The sequence below is a fragment of the Sinorhizobium fredii USDA 205 genome (genome assembly GCF_001461695.1).
GTDB lineage: Bacteria > Pseudomonadota > Alphaproteobacteria > Rhizobiales > Rhizobiaceae > Sinorhizobium > Sinorhizobium fredii.
The window spans coordinates 23696-49906 of the sequence record NZ_AUTC01000154.1 but is presented as its reverse complement, the minus strand read 5'-3'; the positions used below and the strand labels follow the sequence as shown (position 1 = coordinate 49906).

General features: G+C 63.6%; 23 protein-coding genes and 2 pseudogenes. 17 read left to right on the top strand and 8 right to left on the bottom strand.

Annotation, left to right across the window (positions count from 1 at the left end):
- Window positions 1-107: 107 nt before the first annotated feature.
- Complete coding sequence (locus N181_RS21630) at window positions 108-803, bottom strand: L,D-transpeptidase (RefSeq protein ID WP_037399598.1); 696 nt, start codon at window positions 801-803, stop codon at window positions 108-110.
- A 287-nt stretch (window positions 804-1090) separates the two neighbouring features.
- Window positions 1091-1837 (bottom strand): L,D-transpeptidase, encoded by a 747-nt coding sequence (locus N181_RS21625; RefSeq protein WP_037399595.1) that lies wholly within the window; start codon window positions 1835-1837, stop codon window positions 1091-1093.
- A gap of 221 nt (window positions 1838-2058) precedes the next feature.
- On the opposite strand from N181_RS21625, the gene N181_RS21620 reads away from it, so the two are divergent.
- On the top strand, window positions 2059-2694 hold the full coding sequence (locus tag N181_RS21620; RefSeq protein ID WP_037399592.1) for a DNA-3-methyladenine glycosylase I: 636 nt from the start codon (window positions 2059-2061) through the stop codon (window positions 2692-2694).
- Window positions 2695-2759: 65 nt separating this feature from the next.
- On the opposite strand, the gene copM is transcribed toward N181_RS21620, so the two are convergent.
- From copM to N181_RS21605, 3 genes are all read right to left on the bottom strand, one after another.
- Window positions 2760-3131 (bottom strand): CopM family metallochaperone, encoded by a 372-nt coding sequence (gene copM / locus N181_RS21615; RefSeq protein ID WP_037399589.1) that lies wholly within the window; start codon window positions 3129-3131, stop codon window positions 2760-2762.
- A 65-nt stretch (window positions 3132-3196) separates the two neighbouring features.
- A complete protein-coding gene (locus tag N181_RS21610; protein ID WP_153457848.1) occupies window positions 3197-3649 on the bottom strand; it encodes a hypothetical protein in 453 nt (150 codons plus the stop codon).
- Window positions 3649-4077: a hypothetical protein gene (locus N181_RS21605; RefSeq protein ID WP_014327482.1), complete on the bottom strand. Its 429-nt coding sequence runs from the start codon at window positions 4075-4077 to the stop codon at window positions 3649-3651. Before N181_RS21605 ends, N181_RS21610 begins: the two co-directional genes overlap by 1 nt.
- A 245-nt stretch (window positions 4078-4322) precedes the next feature.
- On the opposite strand from N181_RS21605, the gene hisS reads away from it, so the two are divergent.
- From hisS to N181_RS21575, 6 genes are all read left to right on the top strand, one after another.
- A complete protein-coding gene (gene hisS, locus N181_RS21600) occupies window positions 4323-5837 on the top strand; it encodes a histidine--tRNA ligase (protein ID WP_037399583.1) in 1515 nt (504 codons plus the stop codon).
- Complete coding sequence (locus N181_RS21595; protein ID WP_037399580.1) at window positions 5837-6979, top strand: ATP phosphoribosyltransferase regulatory subunit; 1143 nt, start codon at window positions 5837-5839, stop codon at window positions 6977-6979. Before hisS ends, N181_RS21595 begins: the two co-directional genes overlap by 1 nt.
- Window positions 6976-7671, top strand: coding sequence for an ATP phosphoribosyltransferase (hisG, locus tag N181_RS21590; protein WP_037399577.1), 696 nt, complete (start codon window positions 6976-6978; stop codon window positions 7669-7671). Before N181_RS21595 ends, hisG begins: the two co-directional genes overlap by 4 nt.
- Before the next feature lie 113 nt (window positions 7672-7784).
- Window positions 7785-8492 carry a glutathione binding-like protein gene (locus N181_RS21585; RefSeq protein ID WP_037399574.1) on the top strand — a complete coding sequence of 236 codons (708 nt, stop codon included), beginning with the start codon at window positions 7785-7787 and terminating at the stop codon, window positions 8490-8492.
- A 144-nt stretch (window positions 8493-8636) separates the two neighbouring features.
- Window positions 8637-9854 (top strand): NAD(P)/FAD-dependent oxidoreductase, encoded by a 1218-nt coding sequence (locus N181_RS21580; RefSeq protein WP_080577712.1) that lies wholly within the window; start codon window positions 8637-8639, stop codon window positions 9852-9854.
- Window positions 9855-10051: 197 nt separating this feature from the next.
- Complete coding sequence (locus N181_RS21575) at window positions 10052-12838, top strand: bifunctional diguanylate cyclase/phosphodiesterase (protein ID WP_060563877.1); 2787 nt, start codon at window positions 10052-10054, stop codon at window positions 12836-12838.
- A gap of 318 nt (window positions 12839-13156) precedes the next feature.
- Here the strand turns inward: N181_RS21575 and groL are convergent, their stop codons facing one another.
- Window positions 13157-14794 (bottom strand): chaperonin GroEL, encoded by a 1638-nt coding sequence (gene groL / locus N181_RS21570; protein WP_014327489.1) that lies wholly within the window; start codon window positions 14792-14794, stop codon window positions 13157-13159.
- Window positions 14795-14857: 63 nt separating this feature from the next.
- Window positions 14858-15154: a co-chaperone GroES gene (gene groES / locus N181_RS21565; protein ID WP_012706990.1), complete on the bottom strand. Its 297-nt coding sequence runs from the start codon at window positions 15152-15154 to the stop codon at window positions 14858-14860.
- 266 nt (window positions 15155-15420) lie between these two features.
- Here groES and N181_RS21560 point away from each other — a divergent pair, with 266 nt between their 5' ends.
- From N181_RS21560 to N181_RS21530, 8 genes and pseudogenes are all read left to right on the top strand, one after another.
- On the top strand, window positions 15421-16248 hold the full coding sequence (locus tag N181_RS21560; protein WP_037399553.1) for a chromate resistance protein ChrB domain-containing protein: 828 nt from the start codon (window positions 15421-15423) through the stop codon (window positions 16246-16248).
- Window positions 16245-16466: pseudogene (locus N181_RS35580) on the top strand (chromate transporter); the annotation flags it as partial. The gene N181_RS21560 and the pseudogene N181_RS35580, both read left to right, overlap by 4 nt.
- A gap of 77 nt (window positions 16467-16543) precedes the next feature.
- Entirely contained in the window at window positions 16544-16867 is a 324-nt protein-coding gene (locus N181_RS35575; RefSeq protein ID WP_369986499.1) for a chromate transporter, read from the top strand.
- A 112-nt stretch (window positions 16868-16979) separates the two neighbouring features.
- Window positions 16980-17827: pseudogene (locus tag N181_RS21550) on the top strand (TIGR01459 family HAD-type hydrolase).
- A 13-nt stretch (window positions 17828-17840) separates the two neighbouring features.
- Complete coding sequence (locus N181_RS21545) at window positions 17841-18824, top strand: bifunctional riboflavin kinase/FAD synthetase (protein WP_037399547.1); 984 nt, start codon at window positions 17841-17843, stop codon at window positions 18822-18824.
- Between the two features lie 277 nt (window positions 18825-19101).
- Window positions 19102-22011, top strand: a complete 2910-nt coding sequence (gene ileS, locus N181_RS21540; RefSeq protein ID WP_037399600.1) for an isoleucine--tRNA ligase — start codon at window positions 19102-19104, stop codon at window positions 22009-22011.
- Between the two features lie 124 nt (window positions 22012-22135).
- On the top strand, window positions 22136-22756 hold the full coding sequence (locus N181_RS21535) for a hypothetical protein (RefSeq protein WP_014327495.1): 621 nt from the start codon (window positions 22136-22138) through the stop codon (window positions 22754-22756).
- Window positions 22757-22759: 3 nt separating this feature from the next.
- Entirely contained in the window at window positions 22760-23239 is a 480-nt protein-coding gene (locus tag N181_RS21530) for a GNAT family N-acetyltransferase (RefSeq protein ID WP_037399544.1), read from the top strand.
- A gap of 10 nt (window positions 23240-23249) precedes the next feature.
- Here N181_RS21530 and N181_RS21525 read toward each other — a convergent pair whose 3' ends face one another.
- Window positions 23250-23699 carry a nucleoside deaminase gene (locus N181_RS21525; protein ID WP_037399543.1) on the bottom strand — a complete coding sequence of 150 codons (450 nt, stop codon included), beginning with the start codon at window positions 23697-23699 and terminating at the stop codon, window positions 23250-23252.
- A gap of 72 nt (window positions 23700-23771) precedes the next feature.
- Between N181_RS21525 and N181_RS21520 the strand changes: the two genes are divergently transcribed.
- Together N181_RS21520 and rsmD are read left to right on the top strand one after the other, a co-directional pair.
- The gene (locus N181_RS21520; protein ID WP_060563875.1) at window positions 23772-25613 is read left to right on the top strand and encodes a pseudouridine synthase; all 1842 of its coding nucleotides are present in this window, start codon (window positions 23772-23774) and stop codon (window positions 25611-25613) included.
- 6 nt (window positions 25614-25619) lie between these two features.
- Entirely contained in the window at window positions 25620-26177 is a 558-nt protein-coding gene (gene rsmD / locus N181_RS21515) for a 16S rRNA (guanine(966)-N(2))-methyltransferase RsmD (RefSeq protein WP_037399534.1), read from the top strand.
- Window positions 26178-26211: the final 34 nt, after the last annotated feature.

Genomic DNA, 26211 nt, shown 5'->3' with positions numbered 1-26211 from the left:
GCGACATTTCGATTCACCCAGGCCGTTCCCCGGACAGCCCTGCCGCGTGCGGGGAGAGGGCTAGGGTGAGGGGCTTCGCCGAAGAGGGGGAAAAATTTCCCGCCTCGTCAGCCGCCGAAGATCTGGCGGAAGATGTCGACGCCGCGGTCGTCGTAGCTGACGTCGCCCTGTTTGTTGCCGGGGCCGATCACGATGACTTTGGTGCCGATCGGTGCGCGGTCATAGAGGTGCTCGACGTCCTCGTTCATCATCCGGATGCAGCCGGACGACATGTTCTGGCCGATCGTCCAGGGCTGGTTCGTCCCATGGATGCGGAAAATCGTGTCGCGGCCGCCCTTGTAGAGGTAGAGGGCGCGGGCGCCGAGCGGATTGTCAATGCCGCCCTCCTGGGTGATCGGCAGGATGCGCCCCTTTGCCTTTTCGCGCTGGCGCATCTCCGCCGGCGGTGTCCAGCTCGGCCACTCCGCCTTGCGGCCCACCTTGACGACGCCGGACCAGCCGAAGCCCTCGCGGCCGACGCCGATACCGTAGCGCGTCGCGCGGTTCGGGCCGTCGATGTAGTAGAGATACTTGTTGTTGGTATCGACAATGACGGTGCCGGGCGCCTCGTCCGTGCGGAACCTTACCTTGGTGCGCCAAAATCTCTGCGGCGGCTTTTTCGGCTGGGCGGCCAGCACGACATCGGAGCGCTTGACCTTCGCGCCGACAATGTCGGCCGGCGTGAAGGCGGACGCGTTTGCGGCAGCCAGAAAAGCAGCGGCCGCGACGGTGAGCGCAGCCAGCCTGGTGGCATGAAGTCTCATGTATGATTCCCTCTGAACCCTCGTTGCGGGCAAGCTATGTGTTTTAACCGCAAGTGCAAGCCCGTGATACATCCCATAGAACAAGGCAAGGGGCGGACATTGTATCGCAGGGAACGGCTGTTGCTTTTCGATCACGATCCGGTGCAAGCAAAAAGAAACTTGCCTGGGAAGTATTCTACTGCATGTTTCCTCAGATCGTAGCCGATCCAAAGACAAAACATCCAGCAATTCAAAGGGCTACAGCGCCGGGCATCTAGAAAGACGCACGGCGCTGTAGCCGGCCGCCGTTATATCACGATAACCTTGGTGCCGACTTTGACGCGCTCGTAAAGATCGACGACATCCTCGTTGCGCATGCGGATGCAACCGGACGATACGCCATAACCGATCGTCCAGGGCGCATTGGTGCCATGGATGCGATAGAGCGTGGAGCCGAGATACATGGCGCGGGCGCCGAGCGGGTTCTGGGGACCGCCGTCCATGCGGGCCGGCAGATAATGACCTTTGGCCGCTTCGCGCGCGATCATCTCGCCGGGCGGCGTCCAGCTCGGCCACTCGGATTTCCGGGTTATCTTGTGCGCGCCGGCCCATTCGAAGCCCGGCTTGCCGACCCCGACGCCATAGCGGCGCGCTTGTCCGTCGCCGGTCACGAGATAGAGGAAGCGATTGTTGGTGTCGATCACGATCGTGCCGGGCTTCTCGTTCGTCTCGTAGCCCACCATCTGCGGCAGGAATTGCGGATCGAACTGCGACTTCACCGGCCTTTGGGCGCGCGCTGCGGCAGGCTGCACGGCTGCCGTTTCAAGCCGGCGCTTCATCTGGCGGCGTTCCACCTGTTTTCGGGTGGCGGCCGGCACCTGCGGGCGATAGACGGCCGGACGCACCCCTTCGCCGGTCAACTGCATCACCCAGGGCGCGGCGAGGTCAGGGCTGACGATGACCGGCGGTCGGTTCTGGTATCGCTCCCGCGCGCCGGCGCCGGCGGGGAAGGTGCAGACAAGGCACGTGGCAAGCAAAAGGAATTTCTTCATGATCGGACGGACTCGCTACCTTACGCCGAAAAATCTAACGGGCAGCACGGCGCTGCACCCTGGAATGCCGCGATGCTCGCATTCCTCCGCCACCGAACGGTAAACGCCGGTCCGATAAAATGCGGGGATGTGGATAAAGCTTTGGGTAGGGTTATTCCCCGCTTTATGAATGTGGTTTGCAAATGGTAAATGGAACAAAAGAGAAACAGGACGAGAGAGCAGCGATGTCGGCAAGGGGCTTGATAATGGGCGATGACGGGCTGCAACGTTGCGCCTGGCATGGCAATCTCGAGGACTACCGCCGCTATCACGATGAGGAATGGGGCCGCCCGGTGACGGACGATCGCCGGCTGTTTGAGAAGATCTGCCTGGAGGGTTTCCAGTCGGGCCTCTCCTGGCTGACGATCCTGAGGAAGCGCGAGGCGTTTCGGTCAGCCTTCGCCGGCTTCGACTTCGATGCGGTTGCCGAATTCGGCGACGCCGACATCGAGCGCTGCCTGGCCGATCCCGGCATTGTCCGCCACCGCGGCAAGATCGTCTCGACCATCAACAATGCGCGGCGGGCACAGGAATTGCGTTCGGAGTTCGGCTCGCTCGCCGCTTACTTCTGGGCGCACGAACCCGATGGAAGCGAGCGCCCGAAAGTCGTCGACTACGAAACGCTGATCGCCAATCCGACGACGCCGGCATCGGTGCGGATTTCGAAGGACCTGAAAAAGCGCGGCTGGACCTTCGTCGGTCCGACGACCGTCTATGCCTTCATGCAGGCCATGGGGCTCGTCAACGATCACCTGGAAGGCTGCGTCTGCCGTGACGGGATCGAGGAGATGCGGCGCCAATTCGCAAGGCCGACTGCATGATTCGACGGAGTGGCCCTCCCCGTACCTCCGTTACAAGCGGGGAGGGCAGTCTCGTTTAGCCGCCGTTAGCCGCCGTGCCCGGCGAGCCATTCCTTCATCATCGTGATCTCCGCCTCCTGCGCCTTGATGATGTTTTCCGCAAGCTTGCGGATCGCCTCGTCCTTGCCGTATTCGAGCTCGACCTTTGCCATGTCGATCGCGCCCTGGTGGTGAGCGATCATGCCGCGCACGAAGTCGACGTCGGCATTGCCGGTGAAGACGATGTCCATATCCTTGTGCATTTTTGCATTCGCTTCGGCGAAGGCTCTGCTTGACGGTGCCGACTCGGCCGCCGTCGAATTGTGATTCATGCCTTGATGGCCGCTCTCCTGCGAGAATGAGGCGCTGCCCACCGATGCGGCGATTATCAAAGCAGTGAGGATCCTTTTCAGGGACATAATGCGTACCTTTCCAATCTATGACGTTCATGAGTGTTGCTGCGCGCCCGCCGGGAGGCGCAGCGCTAGACGGAAAGGTAGAGTTTGGGCGGTGGCGACAGGGGTTTGAGGGCCTGGTCGAGGAGCGTCGCTTGACGCTGCGGCGTGAGCCGTATCGAAGACCCCGCGGATCGCGTGAGCCCGAAGGGCGCTGCATCGATCGCGACACAGGCCGAGCAGAGCGCCGGGTGGTCCGACTTTGCCGGACCCGGACAATGGGCCCCCTGCCCGCAATGGCTGCCGCGATCCGCGGAGGCATGCTGCATGGTATCGGATGTCACCATGCTGTGATGATGTGTGCTAACCGCCTTCGCTGCGAGGTCGCGCGCCTGGGCGATCGCAGGAAGGGCGCCGCCAAGCGGGGCGGATAGAAGCAGGAGGGTGATGGCGAGCCAACGCAGCATGCCGGGAAGATAGGCTACTCCATCCCGAATAAGAAGGGGCGGTATGGGAAGATCGCCAAGTCGTGATCGCCTCATCAAGCCGGCAATGCAGACCCGCTCCGGGGCACGGCGAATACGCCTTGCAGGGAGCCCCCTGCGCCATGCTCGCCGAGCGTCGAGTTTCCGATGCAGCAAAGCTGGTATGAGCTTCCGCTCGGCCGGCGGACCATCGCAGAAAAGCAGAAGGACGAAGACGTCGCGGTTGCCTGTTCCAGGATGCACAGTATTGTCGCCCGGTCTTCCTGGTCGTAGGCCCGGACGAGGTCGATGATGCCGCAGGGATTCTGCCTCAGGCCAAGCAGCGAAAGGGTCCGTAGGCCGACCACGAAGGCGCCGCTGTCGACGTCGCAATGCCACGGGTCGATCATATAGCCTGCCTTCGCGAGCACGCGGGTCCAGGCCCCGTGGGTTTCCGGATTGAGCGGCCTTATCGCTGCCGCCCCGGGCGTCATGACAGTCAGCATTTTGCCAAAGTCTCCGTTGAAGCCCTTTGTGTCGAACGGCTTAACTTATAAGCGTAGAGAGATCGGTTTACAATCATCGCGATGTGATCGGAACTGTGAAACCGGAACGCTTTTTCGCGCGGCCTGGTTCCGCGATCTTTCCGGATGCCGGCGTCGCCGCCCTTTGTCGACCGCCGCCCTTGCCGCCCTTGACGTGATCCGGTAGGGAAGGCACCGACCAAGCTTCACAGCCCGGAATGCCTTCCATGAACGACAAACCGAAGAAACCGCAGAAGCTCAAGGCGCGCCTGCCGCGCGGCTTCGTCGACCGCTCGGCCGCGGATATCCGCGCCGTCGACGAGATGATCGCGAAGATCCGCGAAGTCTATGAGCGCTACGGTTTCGATCCCGTCGAAACGCCGCTGTTCGAATATACCGATGCGCTTGGCAAGTTCCTTCCCGACAGCGATCGGCCGAACGAAGGCGTGTTCTCGCTGACGGACGACGACGAGCAATGGATGAGCCTGCGCTATGACCTGACGGCGCCGCTCGCCCGTCACGTCGCGGAGAACTTCAACGAGATACAGCTTCCCTACCGCACCTATCGCGCCGGTTACGTGTTCCGCAACGAAAAGCCGGGACCGGGCCGCTTCCGCCAGTTCATGCAGTTCGATGCCGATACGGTCGGCGCGGCCGGCGTCCAGGCCGATGCCGAGATGTGCATGATGATGGCCGACACCATGGAGGCGCTCGGGATTGCACGCGGCGACTATGTGATCCGGGTCAACAACCGCAAGGTCCTGGATGGCGTGCTCGAGGCGATCGGTCTCGGCGGCGACGACCGGGCGAACGCCCGGCTGACGGTCCTGCGCGCCATCGACAAGCTCGACAAGTTCGGCCCGGAGGGCGTGCGCCTGTTGCTGGGCGAGGGGCGCAAGGACGAGAGCGGCGACTTCACCAAGGGCGCCGGGCTGAATGAGGAGCAGATCCGCAAAATCCTGTTCTTCGTCGGCATCTCCGACTATGCGAAAAGCGCCGGCGAACTCGCCGAACTCGTGGCCGGCACCGGCAAGGGCACGGAAGGCGTCCAGGAGCTCAACACGATCCGCAGCCTCGTGCTCAGCGCCGGCTATGAAGCGGACCGCATCAAGATCGACCCCTCGGTCGTGCGCGGCCTTGAATACTATACCGGCCCGGTCTTCGAGGCCGAGCTGCAATTCTCCGTCACCAACGAGAAGGGCGAGAAGGTCGTCTTCGGATCGGTGGGAGGCGGCGGCCGCTATGACGGCCTCGTGTCGCGCTTCATGGGCCAGCCCGTGCCGGCGACGGGCTTCTCGATCGGCGTGTCGCGGCTGATGACGGCGCTCAAGAACCTCGGCAAGCTGGGCGTCGAAGAGGTAGTCGCGCCGGTCGTCGTCTGCGTCATGGACCGCGATATCGACAGCATGGGCCGCTACCAGCGCTTCGTGCAGCAGTTGCGCCATGCCGGTATCCGCGCCGAGATGTACCAGGGCAATAAGAAGAATTTCGGCGACCAGCTCAAATATGCGGACCGGCGCGGCTCGCCGATCGCGATCATCCAGGGCGGCGACGAACGCGCCTCGGGGGTTGTCCAGATCAAGGACCTGATCGAAGGCAAGCGGCTCTCGGGAGAGATCGAGGACAATGTCGCCTGGCGCGAGGCCCGCGTCGCCCAGGTCTCCGTTCCGGAGGGCGACCTCGTCGCGAAAGTCCGCGCGATTCTGGCAGAACAGGCCGAGGACCGGAAAAGGGCAGGCTGATGCCGCTGATCAACCTTCCTGCCTTTGCCGGTGACCTTCTTGCCGACTTCGAGCGGCTGAAGACGCTGCGCGTCGACACGCCGGTGATCCAGCCGGCCGAGCCCTTTCTCGACATGGCCGGGGAAGACCTGCGCCGGCGGATCTTCATGACGGAGAGCGAGACCGGCGACAGTCTCTGCCTGCGCCCGGAATTCACCATTCCCGTCTGTCTGCGCCATATCGAGACCGCGACAGGCACGCCGCAGCGCTACGCCTATCTCGGCGAGGTGTTCCGGCAGCGCCGGGAAGGCTCGAGCGAATTCTACCAGGCGGGCATCGAGGATCTGGGCGACACCGATACGGCCGGCGCCGATGCTCGGGCGATCGGCGACGCGATGCTGGTGCTCTCCAACCGACTTGGCGAACGACGGCTCAAGGTGACGCTGGGCGACCAGTCTGTCTTCGAGGCGGTTATTGCCGCCTGCGGATTGCCGAGCGGCTGGCAGAAGCGCTTGATCCACGCCTTCGGCGACCAGAAACTGCTGCAGAAGCTGCTCGGCGAGCTCGCCGATCCCAAGTCCCCCGGTGTCTTCGGCTATGAAGTCGAGCGGCTTGCCATCCTGGGCATCCTCGACGACGAGGAGCGGCTCGTCGCCCATCTTACCGAGACGATGGAGGCGACCGGCTATTCCACCAATGCCAGCCGTTCGCCGCGCGAGATCGCCCGGCGGCTGAAGGAAAAGATGGAGCTTGCGACGACGCGGCTCGACAAGGCAGCGCTCGCCGTCATGCGCGAATTCCTGGCTTTCGACCTGCCGCTTTCCGAAGCGCCGGCGGCGCTGCACGCTTTCGCCAAGAAGTCGAAATTGAAGCTCGACGACGCCCTGCCGCTCTTCGACGCCCGCGTCGCGGCGCTCGCCAAGGCCGGCGCCGATAGCGACCTCATCCGCTATCGCGCCGCCTTCGGCCGCCCGCTCGATTACTACACCGGCCTGGTCTTCGAGATCGAGGCCGAGGGAGCGCCGGCGGTCCTGGCCGGCGGCGGGCGTTTCGATCGGCTGCTGACGCTGCTCGGCGCCCGCGAGCATATTCCGGCGGTCGGTTTCTCTCTTTGGCTCGACCGGATCGAACGGGCGATCGCTGCCGCAGGGGCGCTTAAATGACGATTACCATTGCGCTACCGTCCAAGGGGCGGATGAAGGATGACGCCTCGGCCATCTTCGAGCGCGCCGGGATGAAGATCGTCGCCGTCGGCAACGACCGCTCCTATCGCGGCCGCGTTGAGGGTTGGGACGACGTCGAGGTCGCCTTCCTGTCCGCCTCCGAGATCTCCCGCGAGGTCGGCAGCGGCGCCGTCGATTTCGGCGTCACCGGAGAAGACCTGGTGCGCGAAGGTATCGCCGACGCCGACGCGCGCGTCGAATTCGCGGCCCGGCTCGGCTTCGGCCATGCCGATGTCGTCGTCGCGGTGCCGGAAGTCTGGTACGACGTCGACACCATGGCCGACCTCGGCGATGTGGCCGCCGACTTCCGCGCCCGCCATGGCCGCCGGCTCGCGATCGCCACCAAGTACTGGCGGCTGACGCAGCAGTTCTTTTCCGGCAGCCACGGCATCCAACTCTATCGGATCGTCGAAAGCCTGGGCGCCACCGAGGGGGCGCCGGCCTCCGGCTCGGCCGACATCATCGTCGACATCACCTCGACCGGCTCCACCTTGAAGGCGAACCATCTGAAGATCCTTTTGGATGGCGTGATCCTGCGATCCGAAGCTTGCCTCGTTCGGGCCCGCAAGGCGGCCCATGACGGCGATCCCACGATCGATCGGATTATCTCCTCCGTTCGCTCCATCCTCTGAAACCATCGAATGACCCAAATTTTCGCCCCGGCACTGACAAATGCAACCGGGGCGACCTATGTAGGGACGGCAGATACCCATCCTCCCTGTTATTCCCCACCTCGAGGCACCTCATGGCTGATCTTTCCTCATTCCCGATCACGAGCCGCTGGCCGGCGAAGAATCCCGACATCGTCCAGCTCTACTCCTTGCCGACGCCGAACGGCGTGAAGATCTCGATTGCTCTGGAAGAACTCGGATTGCCCTATGAGGCGCACCGCATTTCCTTCGATACGAACGAGCAGAAATCGCCTGAATTCGTATCGCTCAACCCGAACGGTCGCATCCCGGCGATCATCGATCCGAACGGGCCGGACGGCCAGCCGATCGGCCTCTTCGAATCCGGTGCGATCCTGATCTACCTCGCCGAAAAGACCGGCAAGCTCATTCCGGCCGATGCGGCCCGCCGCTATGAGACGCTGTGCTGGGTGATGTTCCAGATGGGCGGCGTCGGCCCGATGCTTGGCCAGTTCGGGCATTTCTTCAAATTCGCGGCCGACAAGGTCGCCAACAATTCCTATCCGGTGGAGCGTTATCGCGACGAGGCGAAACGCCTGCTCGGCGTCCTCGAAGCGCGGCTCGAAGGTCGCCAGTGGCTGATGGGCGACGAATACACCATTGCAGACGTCGCCACCTATCCCTGGGTGGAGGGCGCACGCAAATTCTATGGCGGCGCCGAAGTGCTCGACTACAAGAGCTTTCCGAACGTCATGGCCTGGGTCGAACGTGGCCTGGCGCGCCCGGCCGCGCAGAGGGGCATGGAGATTCCGCGCAAGGAATGACCCGGGCGTCGCGCCGCCGCCGAGTTGACGAAACGCGGGCCGGGAGGCTACGGGTAGACGGAGTCGGATGAAGCAAGGTGGGTGCGGCTTTCCGCCCGCACCCACTCTGCCTCAAGGAATCGTCGGTCCAAACGGGTGGAAAGCGTGTCGGGAAGACTTGTTGTTATCGGTGGCGGCCAGGCCGCCTTTGCTCTCGTCGCCAAGCTCCGCGCATTGCAGGACACACGCCCGATCACCGTCATCGCCGCCGAGGCGTGCCTTCCGTATCAGCGCCCGCCGCTCTCCAAGAAGTACCTGCTTCGCGAAATGTCGCTCGACCGGCTGCTCTATCGGCCGGAGGCCTGGTATGCGGAGCACGGGATCGACATCCGCCTTTCGACGACCGTGACCCGGGTGGACCGTCGCGCAAGCGAGGTCACGCTCAGCGACGGCTCGCGGCTCGCCTATGAAACACTGGCTTTTGCAACCGGTGCGACGCCGCGCCGCCTGCCGGCGTCGATCGGCGGCGATCTCGAAGGCGTCTATGTGGTTCGCGACTTCAGGGATGCCGACCGGCTTGCCGAAGAGATGAAGCCGGGGCGGCGGGTATTGGTGATCGGCGGCGGCTATATCGGCCTGGAGGCGGCGGCGGTCGCCCGCAGCTGCGGGCTCGAGGTCACCGTCATCGAGATGGCCGACCGTATCCTGCAGCGCGTGGCTTCCGCCGCGACCTCTGCGATCGTCCGCGAGATCCACCGCTCTCATGGCGTCGATATCCGCGAACGCATGGGCCTTCATCGGCTGATCGGCGAAGGCGGACAGGTGACGGCGGCGGAGCTTTCCGACGGCTCGGTCATTCCGCTCGACGTGGTGATCGTCGGCATCGGCGTGGCGGCGAATGATGCCTTGGCGCATGACGCCGGTCTCGAAACCTCCAACGGGATCCTTGTCGACAGCCACGGCCGGACATCCGATCCGGCGATCTTTGCGATCGGCGATTGCGCCGTTTTGCCCTGGCAGGGCATGCGCATCCGTCTCGAATCGGTCCAGAACGCCGTGGACCAGGCGGAAGCGATCGCAGCCATCCTCGCCGGTGGCTCCGCTCCCTATGATCCGAATCCCTGGTTCTGGTCGGACCAGTATGACGTCAAGCTGCAGATCGCCGGCTTCGGGCTTGGCCACGACGAAACCCTGGTCCGCCCGGGCCAGCGTGAGGGCAGCGTCTCGGTCTGGTATTTCCGCCAGGGCAAGCTGATCGCCGTCGATGCCATCAACGACGCAAAGGCCTATGTAACCGGAAAGAAGCTGCTCGAAGCCGGCGCGACCCCCGATCCCGCGCTCCTGGCCGACCCGCAGGTCGATCTCAAATCCTTGCTCGTGTAGCAGGGCCGAAACTGTCAAAGGACCACCGCGCCCGCGGTTCCCGCTTATCCGACGCCGCAATTCATTAACACTGTCTGGTTGAAACATTGATCGCTCGCCGATTTTTCATCCTTCCTTAAAGGGGGCAAGGCGTACAGATAGCGACCCGGCGTGGGACAAGCGCGTGCGGGGCTATGCGTTTATTTGGGCGGCCTGCGATGTTCAAGATTCTCTCGTGCCTCGTCGTGGAACATGATCTGCGCTTGGTTGCGCTGGCAGCGATGATTTGCGCCCTGTCCAGCTATGGCGCCGTGACGCTGCTTCAGCGCGCCCGTATCTCCAAAGGCAGGCCCCGGGCTATCTGGCTTGCGGCAGCAGGGATCGCCAGTGGATTCGGCATCTGGGCGACCCATTTCATCGCCATGCTCGCCTATGACCCCGGAGTCGTGCTCGGCTATCACACAAGCCTCACGACATTGTCGCTGGTCGTCGCGATCCTGTTGACGACGTCGGCGCTGGCGATCGCCACCTATGCGAAGGGCCGTCCCGCATGGCTGCTGGGTGGCTTGGTACTGGGCGCCGGCGTCGGCTGCATGCATTTTCTCGGAATGGCCGCGCTGGAGCTGCCGGGTTTCATCCGTTGGGATACGACGCTTGTCGTCGCGTCGATCCTGGCCGGGGTGCTCTTCGACATGGTTGCGATCTTTGCGATCAACCGCGGCGTGTCGAAGGCCCAGTTGGCCGCGACAGTGGCGATGACGCTTGGCATCGTCGTGCTGCACTTCACCGCGATGGGCGCGGTTACGATTGAAGTGGAGTTCGCGACCGGGTCCCAGGAAGGCATGATCCAGCCGCATTTTCTGGCCTTCGTGCTTGCCGGGACCGCCTTCTTTCTTCTGTCCGCCGTGCTCATTGCCGCCGGCTTTGCGCGCCACGCCGAAATCCTCGCCGTCGCCTCGGAGAAGGAGTTTTCCCGTTTCGTCGGCAGCGTCAAGGACTATGCCATCTACATGCTCGATGTCGACGGCCGCGTGGCGAGTTGGAACGCCGGCGCCGAGGCCAACAAGGGCTATGCGGCCGAAGAGATCGTCGGCAAGAACTTCGCCTGCTTCTACTCGGCTAGGGATCAGGCGGCAGGCCTGCCGGGGCGCGCCTTGCGCATCGCCTTTGAGGCCGGGAAGTATGAAACCGAGGGCTGGCGCTACCGCAAGGATGGTACCCGCTTCTTGGCGCATGTCGTCATCGATCCGATCATCGGCGAGGACGGCGGCCACGCCGGCTTCATCAAGATCGCCAAGGACATCACCAAGCGGAAAGAGGATGCCGACCGGATCGCCGAGGTCAGCAAGAATCTCGACATTGCGCTCGAGAACATGACTCAGGGCATATGCCTTTTCGATCATGCCGACCGCCTGCTGGTCTCGAACCGCCGCTGCCTCGAGATCTTCGAGCTGCCTGAATCGCTCGCCGGCATGGGACTGACCTTTCGCGAAGTTCTCGATCGCATGTTTGCCCGCACCTGCGCGGATCCGGCCGTCGCGGAAGCGAAGGCGGAAGCGGCCTACAGCAAGCACAGGCTTGAGATTGCCGGGAAGGGCGGCGGCGATTTTGTCGAGAAATTGTCGAACGGCCGCTCGATTCTCGTCAAGCATCGCACACTGCCCGATGGCGGCTGGGTCTCCACCTACGAGGATATCACCGAGCGGCTCGACTCCGAGGAGCAGATTTCCTTCCTCGCGCGTCATGACAGCCTGACCGGGCTGCCCAACCGACTGCAGTTCAACAGCCACCTCGACGAGGAACTCGACGCGGCCGCCTGGTTCTCGCGCAAGGTGGCGGTGGTCGGGATCGATCTCGACAAGTTCAAGGAAGTCAACGACCTGCACGGCCATGCAGCCGGCGACTTCGTGCTGGTCACGATCGCACAGCGAATGAAGGAACATCTTCAGGAGGGCGAATTCGTCGCTCGCTTCGGGGGAGACGAGTTCGCTGCAGTGAAACGCTTCGAGGATCTCTCCGAGGTCCACGACTTCCTGCGGCGGATTGAGACGTGCCTGCACGAGGAGATGCGCTTCGGGGATTTCGAGCTGAAATCCGGCGGCAGCATGGGTGTGGCGATCTATCCGCAGGACGCGGAAACCGCCGATACTTTGATCAACAACGCCGACCTCGCCATGTATCGGGCAAAGGCGGCGCTCAACCAGACGATCTGCTTCTACGAGGTCTCGATGGACGAGGCGGCGCGCGGCCGCAGGGCGCTCGCCAACGATCTCTGGGAGGCGGTGGAGAAGAAGCAACTGGCCCTGCATTACCAGGTTCAGAAATCGGTCACGACAGGCGACGTGATCGGCTACGAAGTCCTGCTACGCTGGAACCATCCGGAACGCGGCATGGTACCGCCGAACGAATTCATTCCGCTCGCCGAGGAATGCGGCGCCATCCTGCCGATCGGCGAATGGGTGCTGCGCGAAGCCTGCCGCGAAGCGGCAGGGTGGGACCGCCAGTACAAGATCGCCGTCAACCTGTCGCCTGTGCAACTGGCGAACGGCGACGTTGTCGGCCTCGTTCACACGATCCTCGTCGAAACCGGGCTCGACCCGAAACGGCTCGAGCTCGAGATTACCGAGTCGACGATCATCGACGACAAGGAGCGGGCACTGTCGACGCTTCGCGACATCAAGGCGCTTGGCGTCACGATCGCCATCGACGATTTCGGCACGGGCTATTCCTCGCTCGAAACGCTGCGCTCGTTCCCCTTCGACAAGATCAAGCTCGACAAGAGCTTCATGTGGGAAGTCGAAGGCAGCCCGCAAGCCAAGGCGATCATCCGCGCCATTCTTGCCCTCGGCCATAGCTTGCAGGTTCCGGTGCTCGCCGAAGGGGTCGAAACGCAGAAGCAGCTCGACATTCTCCAGGCGGAAGGCTGCGACGAGGCGCAGGGCTATCTTCTGGGTCGGCCGGCGCCGATCGGCTCGGTGATCGGTGTCCGGACCGAGGCCGCCTGACGCGCTTCCGGAAGGCCCGCAGGGCGTGCCATTTGTCGCCGTCGCGGCGGCGGCTTTGCTACCCCGTGCGGAGCGATCCAAAAAGCGCATCCTTGCCCGGTGAGTGGCTCACGTTGAGCGTCGTCCGATGAAATGACGAACAGAAAAAAGGGCGGCCCGAGAGCCGCCCTTCGATCCGGATGGATCAACCTGCTGTGCTAAGGCTGTCGCCTTATCGCATCATGTCCATGCCGCCCGTTCAGCGCGCCTGACGCGCTGAACTCTCCTTAGAGCATGGGCGAAGCTTTATGGACCTGCTGTGCTAAGGCTGTCGCCTTATCACATCATGTCCATGCCGCCCATGCCGCCCATGCCGCCCGGCATTGCCGGAGCGTCCTTCTTCGGCAGCTCGGCGATCATGGCTTCGGTGGTGACGAGAAGGCCGGCAACCGAGGCTGCGTCCTGGAGCGCGGTGCGAACGACCTTGACCGGGTCGATGATGCCCATGGCGATCATGTCGCCATATTCGCCGGTCTGTGCGTTGTAGCCGAAGTCGTCGGTGTTCTTCTCGAGGATCTTGCCGACAACGATCGAGGCTTCGTCACCAGCGTTTTCAACGATCTGGCGGGCCGGAGCCTGCAGAGCGCGGCGAACGATGTTGATGCCGGCTTCCTGATCGTCGTTTTCGCCCTTGACGGTGATCTTGACGGAGGAACGCAGCAGGGCAACGCCGCCGCCTGGAACGATGCCTTCCTGAACGGCAGCGCGCGTCGCGTTGAGGGCGTCGTCGATGCGGTCCTTCTTTTCCTTCACTTCGACTTCCGTCGAACCGCCGACGCGGATGACGGCAACCCCGCCAGCGAGCTTGGCAAGACGTTCCTGCAGCTTTTCGCGATCGTAGTCCGAAGTGGTTTCTTCGATCTGGGCCTTGATCTGGGAAACGCGGCCTTCGATGTCCGACTTCTGGCCGGCACCGTCAACGATCGTCGTGTTCTCCTTCGAGATCGAAACCTTCTTCGCACGGCCGAGCATGTCGAGCGTGACGCTTTCGAGCTTGATGCCGAGGTCTTCGGAGATCACCGTGCCGCCCGTCAGGATGGCGATGTCTTCGAGCATGGCCTTGCGGCGGTCGCCGAAGCCTGGAGCCTTGACAGCGGCGATCTTCAGGCCGCCACGCAGCTTGTTGACGACGAGCGTTGCGAGAGCTTCGCCTTCGACGTCTTCAGCGATGATGAGGAGCGGCTTGCCAGTCTGGACGACGGCTTCGAGAACCGGGAGCATCGCCTGAAGGTTCGAGAGCTTCTTCTCGTGCAGGAGAACGAAGACATCGTCGAGGTCGGCGATCATCTTTTCCGGGTTGGTGACGAAGTAAGGCGACAGGTAGCCGCGGTCGAACTGCATGCCTTCGACGACTTCGAGTTCGGTTTCGGCGGTCTTGGCTTCTTCAACCGTGATGACGCCTTCGTTGCCGACCTTCTGCATTGCTTCTGCAATGTCGAGGCCGATCTGCTTTTCACCGTTGGCCGAAATCGTGCCGACCTGGGCCACTTCTTCCGAGGTGTTGATCTTCTTGGCCTTGGCCTGGAGATCCTTGACGACTTCCGAAACGGCGAGGTCGATGCCGCGCTTCAGGTCCATCGGGTTCATGCCGGCAGCAACGGCCTTGGCGCCTTCGCGAACGATCGCCTGGGCGAGAACGGTCGCGGTCGTCGTGCCGTCGCCGGCGATGTCATTGGTCTTCGAAGCGACTTCGCGGACCATCTGGGCGCCCATGTTCTCGAACTTGTCTTCGAGTTCGATTTCCTTGGCGACCGAAACGCCGTCCTTGGTGATGCGCGGAGCGCCGAAGGACTTGTCGATGATGACGTTGCGGCCCTTCGGGCCGAGCGTTACCTTGACGGCATCAGCGAGGATGTCGACGCCGCGCAGCATCTTTTCGCGCGCCGTACGGCCAAATTTAATCTCTTTAGCAGCCATGTGAGAAAACTCCCGGGCTCACTGCCCATTGGTTGTCATGAATTGGGAAGCGGGTCCGGCCGATCAGCCGATGATGCCCATGATGTCGGCTTCCTTCATGATCAGAAGGTCTTCGCCGTTGATCTTGACTTCGGTGCCGGACCACTTGCCGAACAGGACGCGGTCGCCAGCCTTGACATCGAGCGGAACAACCTTGCCGCTTTCGTCACGGGCACCCGAACCGACTGCCACGATTTCGCCTTCTTGCGGCTTTTCCTTCGCGGTGTCCGGAATGATGATGCCGCCCTTGGTCTTTTCTTCAGACTCGACGCGGCGGACGACAACGCGGTCGTGCAGCGGACGGAAGTTGGTGCTTGCCATTGTCTAATCCCTCGATCAAATGACATTGCGGATCGTTCATCGACCCGGTGGATGGGTGTTAGCACTCCCGTTGAAAGAGTGCTAGCGCCGCCGAGATAAGGCTGGCTATGGAACGAGTCAAGGATTGGTGTCGAGATTTTTTTGCCAGCCGCGAACGTTGACACGAAACGCCGTTTTTTGTTTGATGGGTCCATGGGGTAAGCGAATGCCCCACGAGGCGTCATGCTGGAATTTCGCGTCCAACAGCAATCAAGGACGTCGTAACCATGGCCTCGTTCAATTCAATCTCCCCTGAAAAACTCGCCCGGCTTGTCGGAACTCCGAAGGCGCCGGTGCTTATCGATGTGCGCGATGAGGACGATTTCACCGCCGATCCCTATCTTGTACCGGCATCGTTCCACCGCACGCATTCCGACGCCCCGCAATGGGCGGACGAATACAACGGCCAGTGGGTCGTCGTGCTCTGCAAGCACGGCGGCAAGCTCAGCGAAGGCGTTGCTGCATGGCTTCGGCTGGCCGGTGCGGCAGCGGAAATACTGGAAGGCGGCATCGAGGCGTGGCGCGAAGCAGGGCTGCCTCTCGTGCCGGTGGCCAGCCTGCCGAATGCCGATCCCTCGGGCGGGTCGGTGTGGGTCACGCGATCCCGGCCGAAGATCGACCGCATTGCCTGCCCTTGGCTGATCCGCCGCTTCGTCGATCCGCGCGCCAGGTTTCTCTACGTGACGGCGGCTGAGGTCGAGGCGGTCGGCGAGCGTTTCGGCGCTACGCCCTTCGACATTGAAGGCGTGTTCTGGAGCCACCGTGGCGACGACTGCACCTTCGATACGATGATCAAGGAGTTCCGGCTTGGCTTCCCCGCCTTGGAGCACGTCGCCCGCATTGTCCGTGGCGCCGACACGGACAGGCATGACCTCGAGCCTCAGGCGGCCGGTCTTCTCGCCGTCTCGCTCGGACTTTCCCGCATGTATGCCGACGACCTCGAACAGCTCGAGGCAGGGATGACGCTCTATGACGCGCTCTATCGCTGGGCGCGCGATGCCACCCAGGAGAAGCACGATTGGGTATCGCACGGCGGCAAGGGGAAGCGGGCGTGACCGGAAAAGCGTCGGCGGGCCTCGCGCCCGCCCATCCCACCTTTGCCGAAGCCGCGAAGGTTTGGGCGAAGATCGGCCTCTTGAGCTTCGGCGGTCCGGCCGGACTGATTGCTCTCATGCACCGGGAGCTCGTCGAGGAGCGCCGCTGGATCTCCGAAAGCCGCTTCCTGCACGCGCTCAACTATTGCATGCTGCTGCCGGGACCCGAGGCGCACCGCCGATCGGCGTCGATGCGCTGACGTCCGGCCTGCTTGGCGCGGCGCTTGCGACCTGGGTCACCTTCGTCCCATGATTTCTGTCGATCTTCCTCGGCGCGCCCTATGTCGAGCGGCTGCGCGCCAACGCCGCGCTGTCCGGTGCCCTGTCGGCGATTTCGGCAGCGGTCGCGGGCGTCATTCTCAACCTTGCCATCTGGTTCGGCCTTCACGTCCTCTTTGGCCGCGTCGAGCGATTGGAGAGCGGGCCGCTCTCGCTTCCCTATCCGGACCCGACGACGCTCGACCCTGCCGCACTGTTCCTGACAATCGTGGCGGCCGCCTCGCTTCTCTGGTGGAAGCGCGGTGTTTTCCAGACGCTTGCAATCTGTGCCGCGGCCGGCTGGTTGCTGATGCTTGTCTGATATTCGCCGCCGCCGAATCTTGGGAAGTGCGGCGTTTTTCGATATGCGAGGCTTGTATTCTTGGCCCTTCCTTGCGATGTCAGCCGGGAAGCCGAGTTTGCAGGAAGCCAGGATGGCCGTCAGGATCAACAGTTATCGGGAAATCGCCAGCCGGTATGACGTGGTGCTTTGTGACGTCTGGGGTGTGCTTCACAATGGCGTTCAGGCTTTCGCCTCCGCCTGCGAGGCGCTTGCCGAGGCGCGCGCCCAAGGGGTGACGGTCGTCCTCATCACCAATTCGCGCGCCCGCATCCGAGCGTCAAGGTGCAGATCCGTGGCCTCGGCGTTCCCGACGAAGCCTATGATCGGATCGTTACCTCCGGTGACGTCACGCGGGCATTGATCGCTTCCGCAGAGAAGCGGATTTACTTCATCGGCGCCGACCGCGACCTGCCGCTGCTCGAAGGACTGGGTACCGAGATCGTTTCGGCGGAAGAGGCCGAGACGATCGTCTGCGCCGGCTTCTACGACGACGAGACCGAAACGCCCGAGCACTACCGTGCCACGCTGACCGGGCTTGCCAAACGGAAGATACCGTTTATCTGTGCCAATCCCGACCTTGTCGTGGAACGCGGCCATCGGCTGATCCCCTGCGCCGGCGCGATCGCCAAGCTTTACGAGGAACTCGGCGGCGAGGCGCGCATTGCCGGCAAGCCCTACAAGGCGATCTACCGCGCCGCGCTGTCCGAAGCGAAGGCGGTGAGAAGTGCCTTCGATCTCGCGCGGGTCGTCGCCGTGGGCGACGGCATGCCGACCGACGTGAAGGGAGCGCAGGACGCGGGTTTCGATCTGCTCTATATCAGTGCCGGCATTCACGCGCAGGAATACATGCATGAAAGCCGCACCGACGAGGCGAAGCTGGCCGCTTTCCTGAAGAAGGAAGGAGCGACGCCCAAGTGGTGGATGCCCCGGCTCGCCTGACAGGAAGACGGCAATGACGGTTTTTCATCGCAACGAAACCCGTGATCCGCTTCCCGAGCGCCTGCACGGCGGCGTGATCGCGATCGGCAATTTCGACGGCGTCCACCGGGGCCATCAATCGGTGCTGAACCGTGCGCTCGACGAGGCAAGGGGCCGGGGCGTTCCGGCTCTCGTGCTGACCTTCGAACCGCATCCGAGGACCGTCTTCCGGCCCGACCAGCCCGTGTTCCGCCTGACCCCGGCTCCACTGAAGGCCCGCATCCTCGAAGGTATGGGTTTTGGCGCCGTGATCGAGTATCCCTTCGACCGGACGTTTTCCCAGCTTTCGGCCTCCGATTTCATCCATCGTATCCTTCGCGAATGGCTGCACGCCTCCCATGTCGTCACCGGCTTCGATTTCCATTTCGGCAAGGGGCGAGAAGGCGGTCCTGCTTTTCTGATGGCGGCCGGGGCGCAGGAAGGGTTCGGCGTGACGCTGGTGGATGCCTTCCGCGACGAGAACGCCTCGGTTATCTCGTCGAGCTTCATTCGTTCCCTGCTTGCTGAAGGCGACGTCGCGCATGCGGCCGGCCTGCTTGGCTACCGCTATACCGTCGAAGCGGAAGTGATCGGCGGCAAGAAGCTCGGGCGCACGCTCGGCTATCCGACCGCCAACATGCGCCTGCCGCAGGAAGCCGAACTCAGGAACGGCATCTATGCGGTGCGGTTCCGCCGGGCGGACGGTTCTCTTTACGACGGCGTCGCAAGCTTCGGCCGCCGCCCGACCGTCGCCAGCGACGGAGAAGCGCTGCTGGAGACCTTCGTCTTCGACTTCGCCGGCGACCTCTATGGCGAGGTCTGCGGCGTCTCCTTCTTTGGGCATCTCCGTGACGAGCTGAAATTCGACGGGCTCGAACCGTTGATGGTGCAGATGAGAGAGGACGAGCAGGAGGCGCGCGCCCTTCTTTCCGGCGTGCAGCCCTTGAGCGAGATCGACCGCCAGGTCAATTTCGCCTGAGGTTGGCGGGGAGGCAAGCGCGCTGGCCCAAAGAATCGCGCCATGCTGCGCTGGCGGACCTTTTCAAAAGGCCGAAAACGCCTTAAACAACCGGCCACTATGACCCGGCATCGTCGATTGACCATCGATCAGCGAATTATCGGCCCGGCTTTCCGCACGCGCTAGGGCGCGCCGGAAGGTCCGGGATTTCGGCGTTTCACGCCCTTCCAGTCATCTTCGAGAGACCGAACCCTTCCGCCTGCGTGATCCCGCGCGGAAAAGATGAATGCAAAAGACCATGACAGAGACCGCTGAAAAGATCGACTATTCCTCGACGCTCTACCTGCCGCAGACGGAGTTTCCGATGCGCGCCGGCCTGCCGCAGAAGGAACCGGAAACCGTCGCCCGCTGGCAGAAGATGGAGCTCTACAAGAAGCTTCGCGCCTCCGCTGCCGGCCGCGAAAAGTTCGTGCTGCATGACGGCCCGCCCTATGCGAACGGCAACATCCATATCGGCCATGCGCTGAACAAGATCCTCAAGGACGTCATCAACCGCTCGTTCCAGATGCGCGGCTTCGACGCCAATTATGTTCCGGGCTGGGACTGCCATGGCCTGCCGATCGAATGGAAGATCGAAGAGAAGTATCGCGAGAAAGGCAGGAACAAGGACGACGTTCCGGTCAACGAGTTCCGCCGGGAATGCCGCGAATTCGCCAGCGGCTGGATCGAGGTCCAGACCGAGGAGTTCAAGCGGCTCGGCATCGAGGGTGATTTCGAAAAACCTTACACGACGATGAACTTCCATGCGGAGGCACGGATCGCCGGCGAACTGATCAAGATCGCCAAGGCCGGTCAGCTCTATCGTGGATCCAAGCCGGTCATGTGGTCGGTCGTCGAGCGCACCGCGCTGGCCGAGGCCGAAGTCGAATATGCCGATGTCGAAAGCGACATGATCTGGGTGAAGTTCCCGGTCACCGAGGGACCGGATGCGCTTGCCGGCGCCTTCGTCGTCATCTGGACCACGACGCCCTGGACCATCCCCGGCAACCGCGCGGTCGCCTATTCGTCGCGCTACGCCTATGGTCTTTACGAGGTGGCGACCGCCGAGAACGATTTTGGCCCGCAGCCCGGCGAAAAGCTGATCTTCGCCAAGCGCCTGGCCGAAGAGTCGGCGGCCAAGGCGAAGGTGACGTTCAATTTCGTCCGCGATATTGAGGCTGGCGAACTGGGGGCGATCACTTGCGCCCATCCGCTCCACGGTCTCGGTGGCGGCTATGCCTTCCACGTGCCGCTGCTCGACGGCGATCACGTGACGGATGATGCCGGCACCGGCTTCGTTCACACAGCCCCCGGCCACGGCCGCGAAGACTTTGACGCCTGGATGGACAGCGCTCGCGCGTTGGAAGCGCGCGGCATCTCCTCGGCGATCCCCTTCACCGTCGACGATGCCGGCTATTTCACGGCTGATGCTCCCGGCTTCGGCCCGGATGCCGAAGGTGGCGCCGGACGCGTCATCGACGACAAGGGCAAGAAAGGCGACGCCAACGACCGTGTGATCAAGGCGCTGATCGCCCGCCATGCGCTCTTCGCCCGCGGCCGGCTGAAGCATTCCTATCCGCATTCCTGGCGCTCGAAGAAGCCGGTGATCTTCCGCAATACGCCGCAATGGTTCGTCTACATGGACAAGGACTTCGGCGACGGCACGACGCTGCGCTCGCGGGCTCTCAACGCCATCGACGAGACCCGCTTCGTCCCCGGCGCCGGTCAGAACCGCCTGCGTGCGATGATCGAGCAGCGCCCCGACTGGGTGCTGTCGCGCCAGCGCGCCTGGGGTGTGCCGATCGCGATCTTTGCCGACGATGACGGCCGGATCCTCGTCGACGAAGAGGTCAACGCCCGCATTCTGGAGGCCTTCGAGAAGGAAGGCGCAGACGCCTGGTTTGCCGAGGGGGCGAAGGAACGCTTCCTTGGAAGCGACCACGATCACGCCCGTTGGCACCAGGTCATGGACATCCTCGACGTGTGGTTCGATTCCGGCTCGACCCACACCTTCACGCTCGAGGACCGTCCGGACCTGAAATGGCCGGCCGATGTTTATCTGGAAGGCTCCGACCAGCATCGCGGCTGGTTCCACTCCTCGCTTCTCGAAAGCTGCGCGACCCGCGGCCGTGCGCCATACAACGCCGTCGTCACCCATGGTTTCACCATGGATGAGAAGGGCGAGAAGATGTCGAAGTCGAAGGGCAACACCGTCACGCCGCAGGAGGTGATGAAGGACGCCGGCGCCGACATCCTGCGCCTGTGGGTCATGACCACCGACTACTGGGAAGACCAGCGCCTCGGCAAGACGATCATCCAGACCAATATCGATGCCTACCGCAAGCTCAGGAACACCGTCCGCTGGATGCTCGGCACGCTCGCCCACGACAAGGGCGAGACGGTCGCGGTCTCCGACATGCCGGAGCTCGAGCAACTGATGCTGCACCGTCTGGCCGAGCTCGACCGGCTGGTGCGCGAAGGCTACGATGCCTTCGACTTCAAGCGGATCGCCCGCGCGCTGATCGATTTCTCGAATGTCGAACTGTCGGCCTTCTATTTCGACATCCGCAAGGACGCGCTCTACTGCGATGCGCCGTCGTCGCTGCGTCGCCGCGCCGCGCTGCACGTCATCCGCACGCTGTTCGATTGCCTGGTCACCTGGCTCGCGCCGATGCTGCCCTTTACCGCGGAGGAAGCCTGGCTCTCTCGCAATCCGGAGGCTGTCTCCGTGCATGTCGAGCAGTTCCCGGCCGTGCCGGCGGAATGGCGCAACGATGCGCTCGCCGAGAAGTGGCGGAAGATCCGCGAAGTGCGCAAGGTCGTCACCGGGGCGCTCGAGATCGAGCGCAAGGACAAGCGGATCGGCTCCTCGCTCGAGGCCGCGCCGATTGTCCACATCGCCGATCCGGACCTGAGAGCGGCGCTCGATGGCCAGGACTTCGCCGAGATCTGCATCACCTCGGCGATCGAGATTGACGGCGCCGAAGGGCCGGCCGGCGCCTTCACCTTGCCCGAAGTGGCGAAGGTCGGCGTCGTGCCGAAACTTGCCGAAGGCCGCAAATGCGCCCGCTCCTGGCGAATCACCACGGATATCGGCTCCGATCCGCTCTATCCGGATGTGTCGGCGCGCGATGCCGCCGCATTGCGGGAGCTCGGTTTCAAGCCTTGATCGACGTTTTACCGGGTGAATTGCGCTTGAAGCGTTCATCCGGTACAAACTGCCCGAAATTTGGCGGATTTTTCCGCCATGGGGCGCGTAATGGCCGCGGTGCGGCGGGGCTGGAAGGAATTTCATGGAAATGACGCGAGAGTTGCGGGTGTTTGCGGGCATTGCTGCTGTCGTGGCAGGTAGCCTGGTGCTTTCCGGCTGCATCGGCGGCCCGACCTACGGTACGGACAAGTCGGCAGGCGAACAACTGGTCGACGACCTTGGCAGCGCCATCAGCCTGGCTCCGCCGAAGAGGGACCCGGTCAAGTACCAGCCGCGTGCCGGCCTGGTATTGCCGCCGCAGGGAGAACAGGCCGCGCTAGTCCAGCCGCAGCAGTCGCTTGCAAATCGCGAGGCCAATCCTGCCTGGGTCGAGTCGCCCGAGGAAGTGCGCGACCGCCTGCGCGAAGAGGCCGACGCCAACAAGAACAATCCTAATTACGTATCGCCGCTTGCGAAGGCGAGCGCCAACGGTCGCCGTCTTTCCGCCAAGGAGCAGCAGGCCGCCTATCGCGAAGCCCGCAAGATCGAGATGGGCGCCTATTCCGACAAGCGCCGTTACCTGAGCGACCCGCCGCTCGAATATCGTCGCCTGCCCGAGGGCGCCGAAACGGATCTCGGCGAGACGGAAAAGGACAAGGAGCGTCGGCGCAAGAAGGCGGCGCAGGTCGCCAACAGCGGCAGCAAGTGGTACTGGCCGTTCTAAGCGATGGCGATCAACATTCGCGACGCGGTTCCGGACGATGCGGCAACGATCCTGCGCTTCATCACCGAACTCGCCATCTATGAAAAGGCCGAGCAGGAGGTCGAGGCGACCATCGAGCTTCTGACGGCGTCACTCTTCGGGCCGGGTCGGGTCAGCCGTGCGGTCATCTGCGAGGTCGATGGCGCGCCGGCCGGCTTCGCCATCTGGTTCTACAACTATTCGACCTGGCAGGCACGTAAGGGTCTCTATCTCGAGGACCTGTACGTGACGCCGGAGCATCGCGGCTCCGGTGCAGGCAAGATGCTGCTCAAGCACCTGGCGCGCATTGCGATCGTCGAGGGTTGCGGCCGCTTCGAGTGGAGCGTTCTCGATTGGAATGAGCCCGCCATCCGTGTCTACGAGGCGATCGGGGCGGAACCGCTGTCGGAATGGACGCGCTATCGGCTGGTGGGCAAGGAACTCGAGGCGCTCGCGGCCAGTTGATCTCTTTCCGTCAACGCCGGGCGGCAAAAAACTCCCGCAGAAGATCGGCGGCCTCGCGCTCGGCGAGGCCGGAATAGACATCCGGCACATGGTGGCAGGTCGGCGAGCCATAGAACCTGACGCCGTTTTCGACGGCGCCGCCTTTCGGATCATCGGCGCCGTAGTAAAGGCGGCGTATGCGCGCGAAGGAGATCGCTGCCGCGCACATGGTGCAAGGCTCAAGCGTCACATAGAGATCGGCGCCCGAAAGACGCTCGTCGCCGACGGCGGAGGCCGCCTGGCGGATCGCTTCGATCTCGGCATGGGCGGTGATGTCCCGCAATTCGCGCGTTCGGTTGCCGGCCGCGGCGACGACTTCTCCGTCGAGCACCACGACGGCACCGATCGGCACCTCGCCCCGCGCCGCCGCCTTCCGCGCCTCGTCGAGTGCGGCATCCATGTAGCGCGTCGTTTCCGCCATCACGTGCTCATAATTTCTCTTAACCCACGGCCCTCGACCTGATAGGACAGCCGCAAAAGGCAGGCAACAGAAATGACATTCAAAGACAAGTCCACCGGGCCCGGCAAGGGTAAAGGTCGGAAGGGCAATTTCCCTTCCGGCGAGAAGAAGGCCAACGCGGCGCGACCCGGCAGCGGCGCGGCGCCGAAAGCCGACGCCGGCCTCGACGAGCCGCAGCGCATCTCGAAGATCCTGTCGCGCGCCGGCGTTGCCTCGCGTCGCGACGTCGAGCGGATGATCATGGAAGGGCGCGTCAAACTCAATGGCGTCGTCCTCGACACCCCGGTCGTCAATGCAACGCTTGCCGACAGTATCGAGGTCGACGGCCATCCGATCCGCGGCATCGAACGAACTCGTCTTTGGCTCTACCACAAGCCGGCCGGTCTGGTGACGACCAATTCCGATCCGGAGGGCCGCTCGACGGTCTTCGACAACCTGCCGGACGAACTGCCGCGCGTGCTGTCGGTCGGCCGCCTCGATATCAACACCGAGGGCCTGCTGCTCTTGACGAATGACGGGGGACTTGCCCGCGCTCTCGAGTTGCCGTCGACCGGTTGGTTGAGACGTTACCGCGTCCGCGCGCATGGCGAAATCGACCAGGAAGCGCTCGACCGATTGAAGGAGGGGATCGCCGTCGACGGCGTCCTCTATGGTGCGATCGAGGCAACACTCGACCGGGTTCAGGGATCGAACGTCTGGATCACCATGGGGCTGCGCGAAGGCAAGAACCGCGAGATCAAGAACGTGCTCGGGGCGCTCGGCCTGGACGTGAACCGGCTGATCCGCATTTCCTATGGTCCGTTCCAGTTGGGCGAGCTGCCGGAGGGCCATGTCCAGGAAATCCGTGGCCGCACGCTCCGCGAGCAGCTTGGCCCGCGCCTGATCGCCGAATCGAAGGCGAATTTCGACGCGCCGCTCTACAACGACCAGCCGGCCGCGCCGGAAAGGGAAGATCACAACGAGGACGCTCCCGAGTGGGGGAAGGAACGAAGCGCTCGGCGTGAAAAGCCAGAGGACAAGCGCGAACGGGCGCTTGCGCGCCTTGATACGCAACGCGACGACAGCCGCTCCCGCGACCGGCGGGAACGTCCCCGCGAGAAGTTCGAGGATCGCCCCGCCCGGCCGCCTGCAAAGCGCAGCCGCACCGCGAATGTCTGGATGGCGCCCGGTGCACGGCCGGTCGCCGAAAAGAAGCCGAAGACCGCTGAGGAAGAGACCTCGTCGAAACCCGCTCGTCGCGAGCGTCCGGAAGGTGCGCCGAAGACCAAGCGTTACGGCCGCGCCAAGGACGGCTCGGCCACGAGAACATCGGCAAAATTCGATCCCGACCGCAAGGCAGGTGCCGCCAAGGGTGCTGCTCGGCCGGATCGCGCCCCGCGTCCATCGGTCAAGCGTACCGACGAGGACGGGGACTGGATCAGCGCCAGCGAACCGGTTCGCCGCAAGGACGACGCTCGCGACGGCGGGTTCGAACGGCGCCGGCCTTTCGATTCCGGCGAACGGAAATCGCGCGACCACGGCGATCGCCCACCGCGTCGCGAAGGCAGCGAGCGCCCTCGCGGCGAACGTCCGGCGCGGGCCGCAGGCGACAGCCGCGCATTCTCCGAAAAACCGCGAACAAGCCGCAGCAAGGACGATCGGCCCCAAGGTCGCGAAGGCGGAGATCGTCCGTTCGGTGATCGGCCGCGCGGGAAGTCTGCCGGCGGCAAGCCGGCAGGGGGAAAGTCCTTCGGCCAGCGCTCCGAGGGTCCTCGTGGTGGCGGTAAGTCCGGCGGGGGCAAGCCCGGTGGCGGCAGGCCCGGAGGAGGTAAACCCGGCGGCCATAAGACCGGCGGCCGCCCGGGCGGCGGCAAGCCGCGCGGCAAGGGGAAGTAATCGATCGTGCGCATCGTCGGCGGAGAGTTCCGGGGCCGCACGCTCGCCACCCCCAAGTCCAACGATATCCGGCCGACCACCGACCGGACGCGCGAAAGCCTGTTCAACATCCTGAGCCACAGCTACCCCGAGGCGCTCGACGGCGCTCGCATGCTCGACCTTTTCGCCGGTACGGGAGCGGTCGGACTCGAGGCGCTGTCACGCGGCTGCCGCCAGGCGCTTTTCGTCGAGCAGGGGGTCGAGGGCCGCGGGCTCATCCGTGTCAATATCGAAGCGCTCGGCCTGCAGGCCCGCGCCAAGATCTTTCGCCGCGACGCGGTGGACCTCGGTACAGTCGGCACCATGGAGCCATTTCATCTGGTTTTCGCAGATCCCCCCTATGGCAAGGGGCTCGGCGAACGCGCGCTCGAGTCGGCGGCGGCAGGCGGATGGCTCGTGCCGGGCGCCCTGGTGGTGCTGGAGGAGAGCGCCGATATACGGCCGCAACTGTCCGGAGCCTTTGAGCCGCTCGACGTCCGTGCCTTCGGCGACACGCAGATCCATTTCTACCGTTTTCTTGGCTAAAGTTGCAGTTGAGCGTGGGTGGAAATCATCCCGC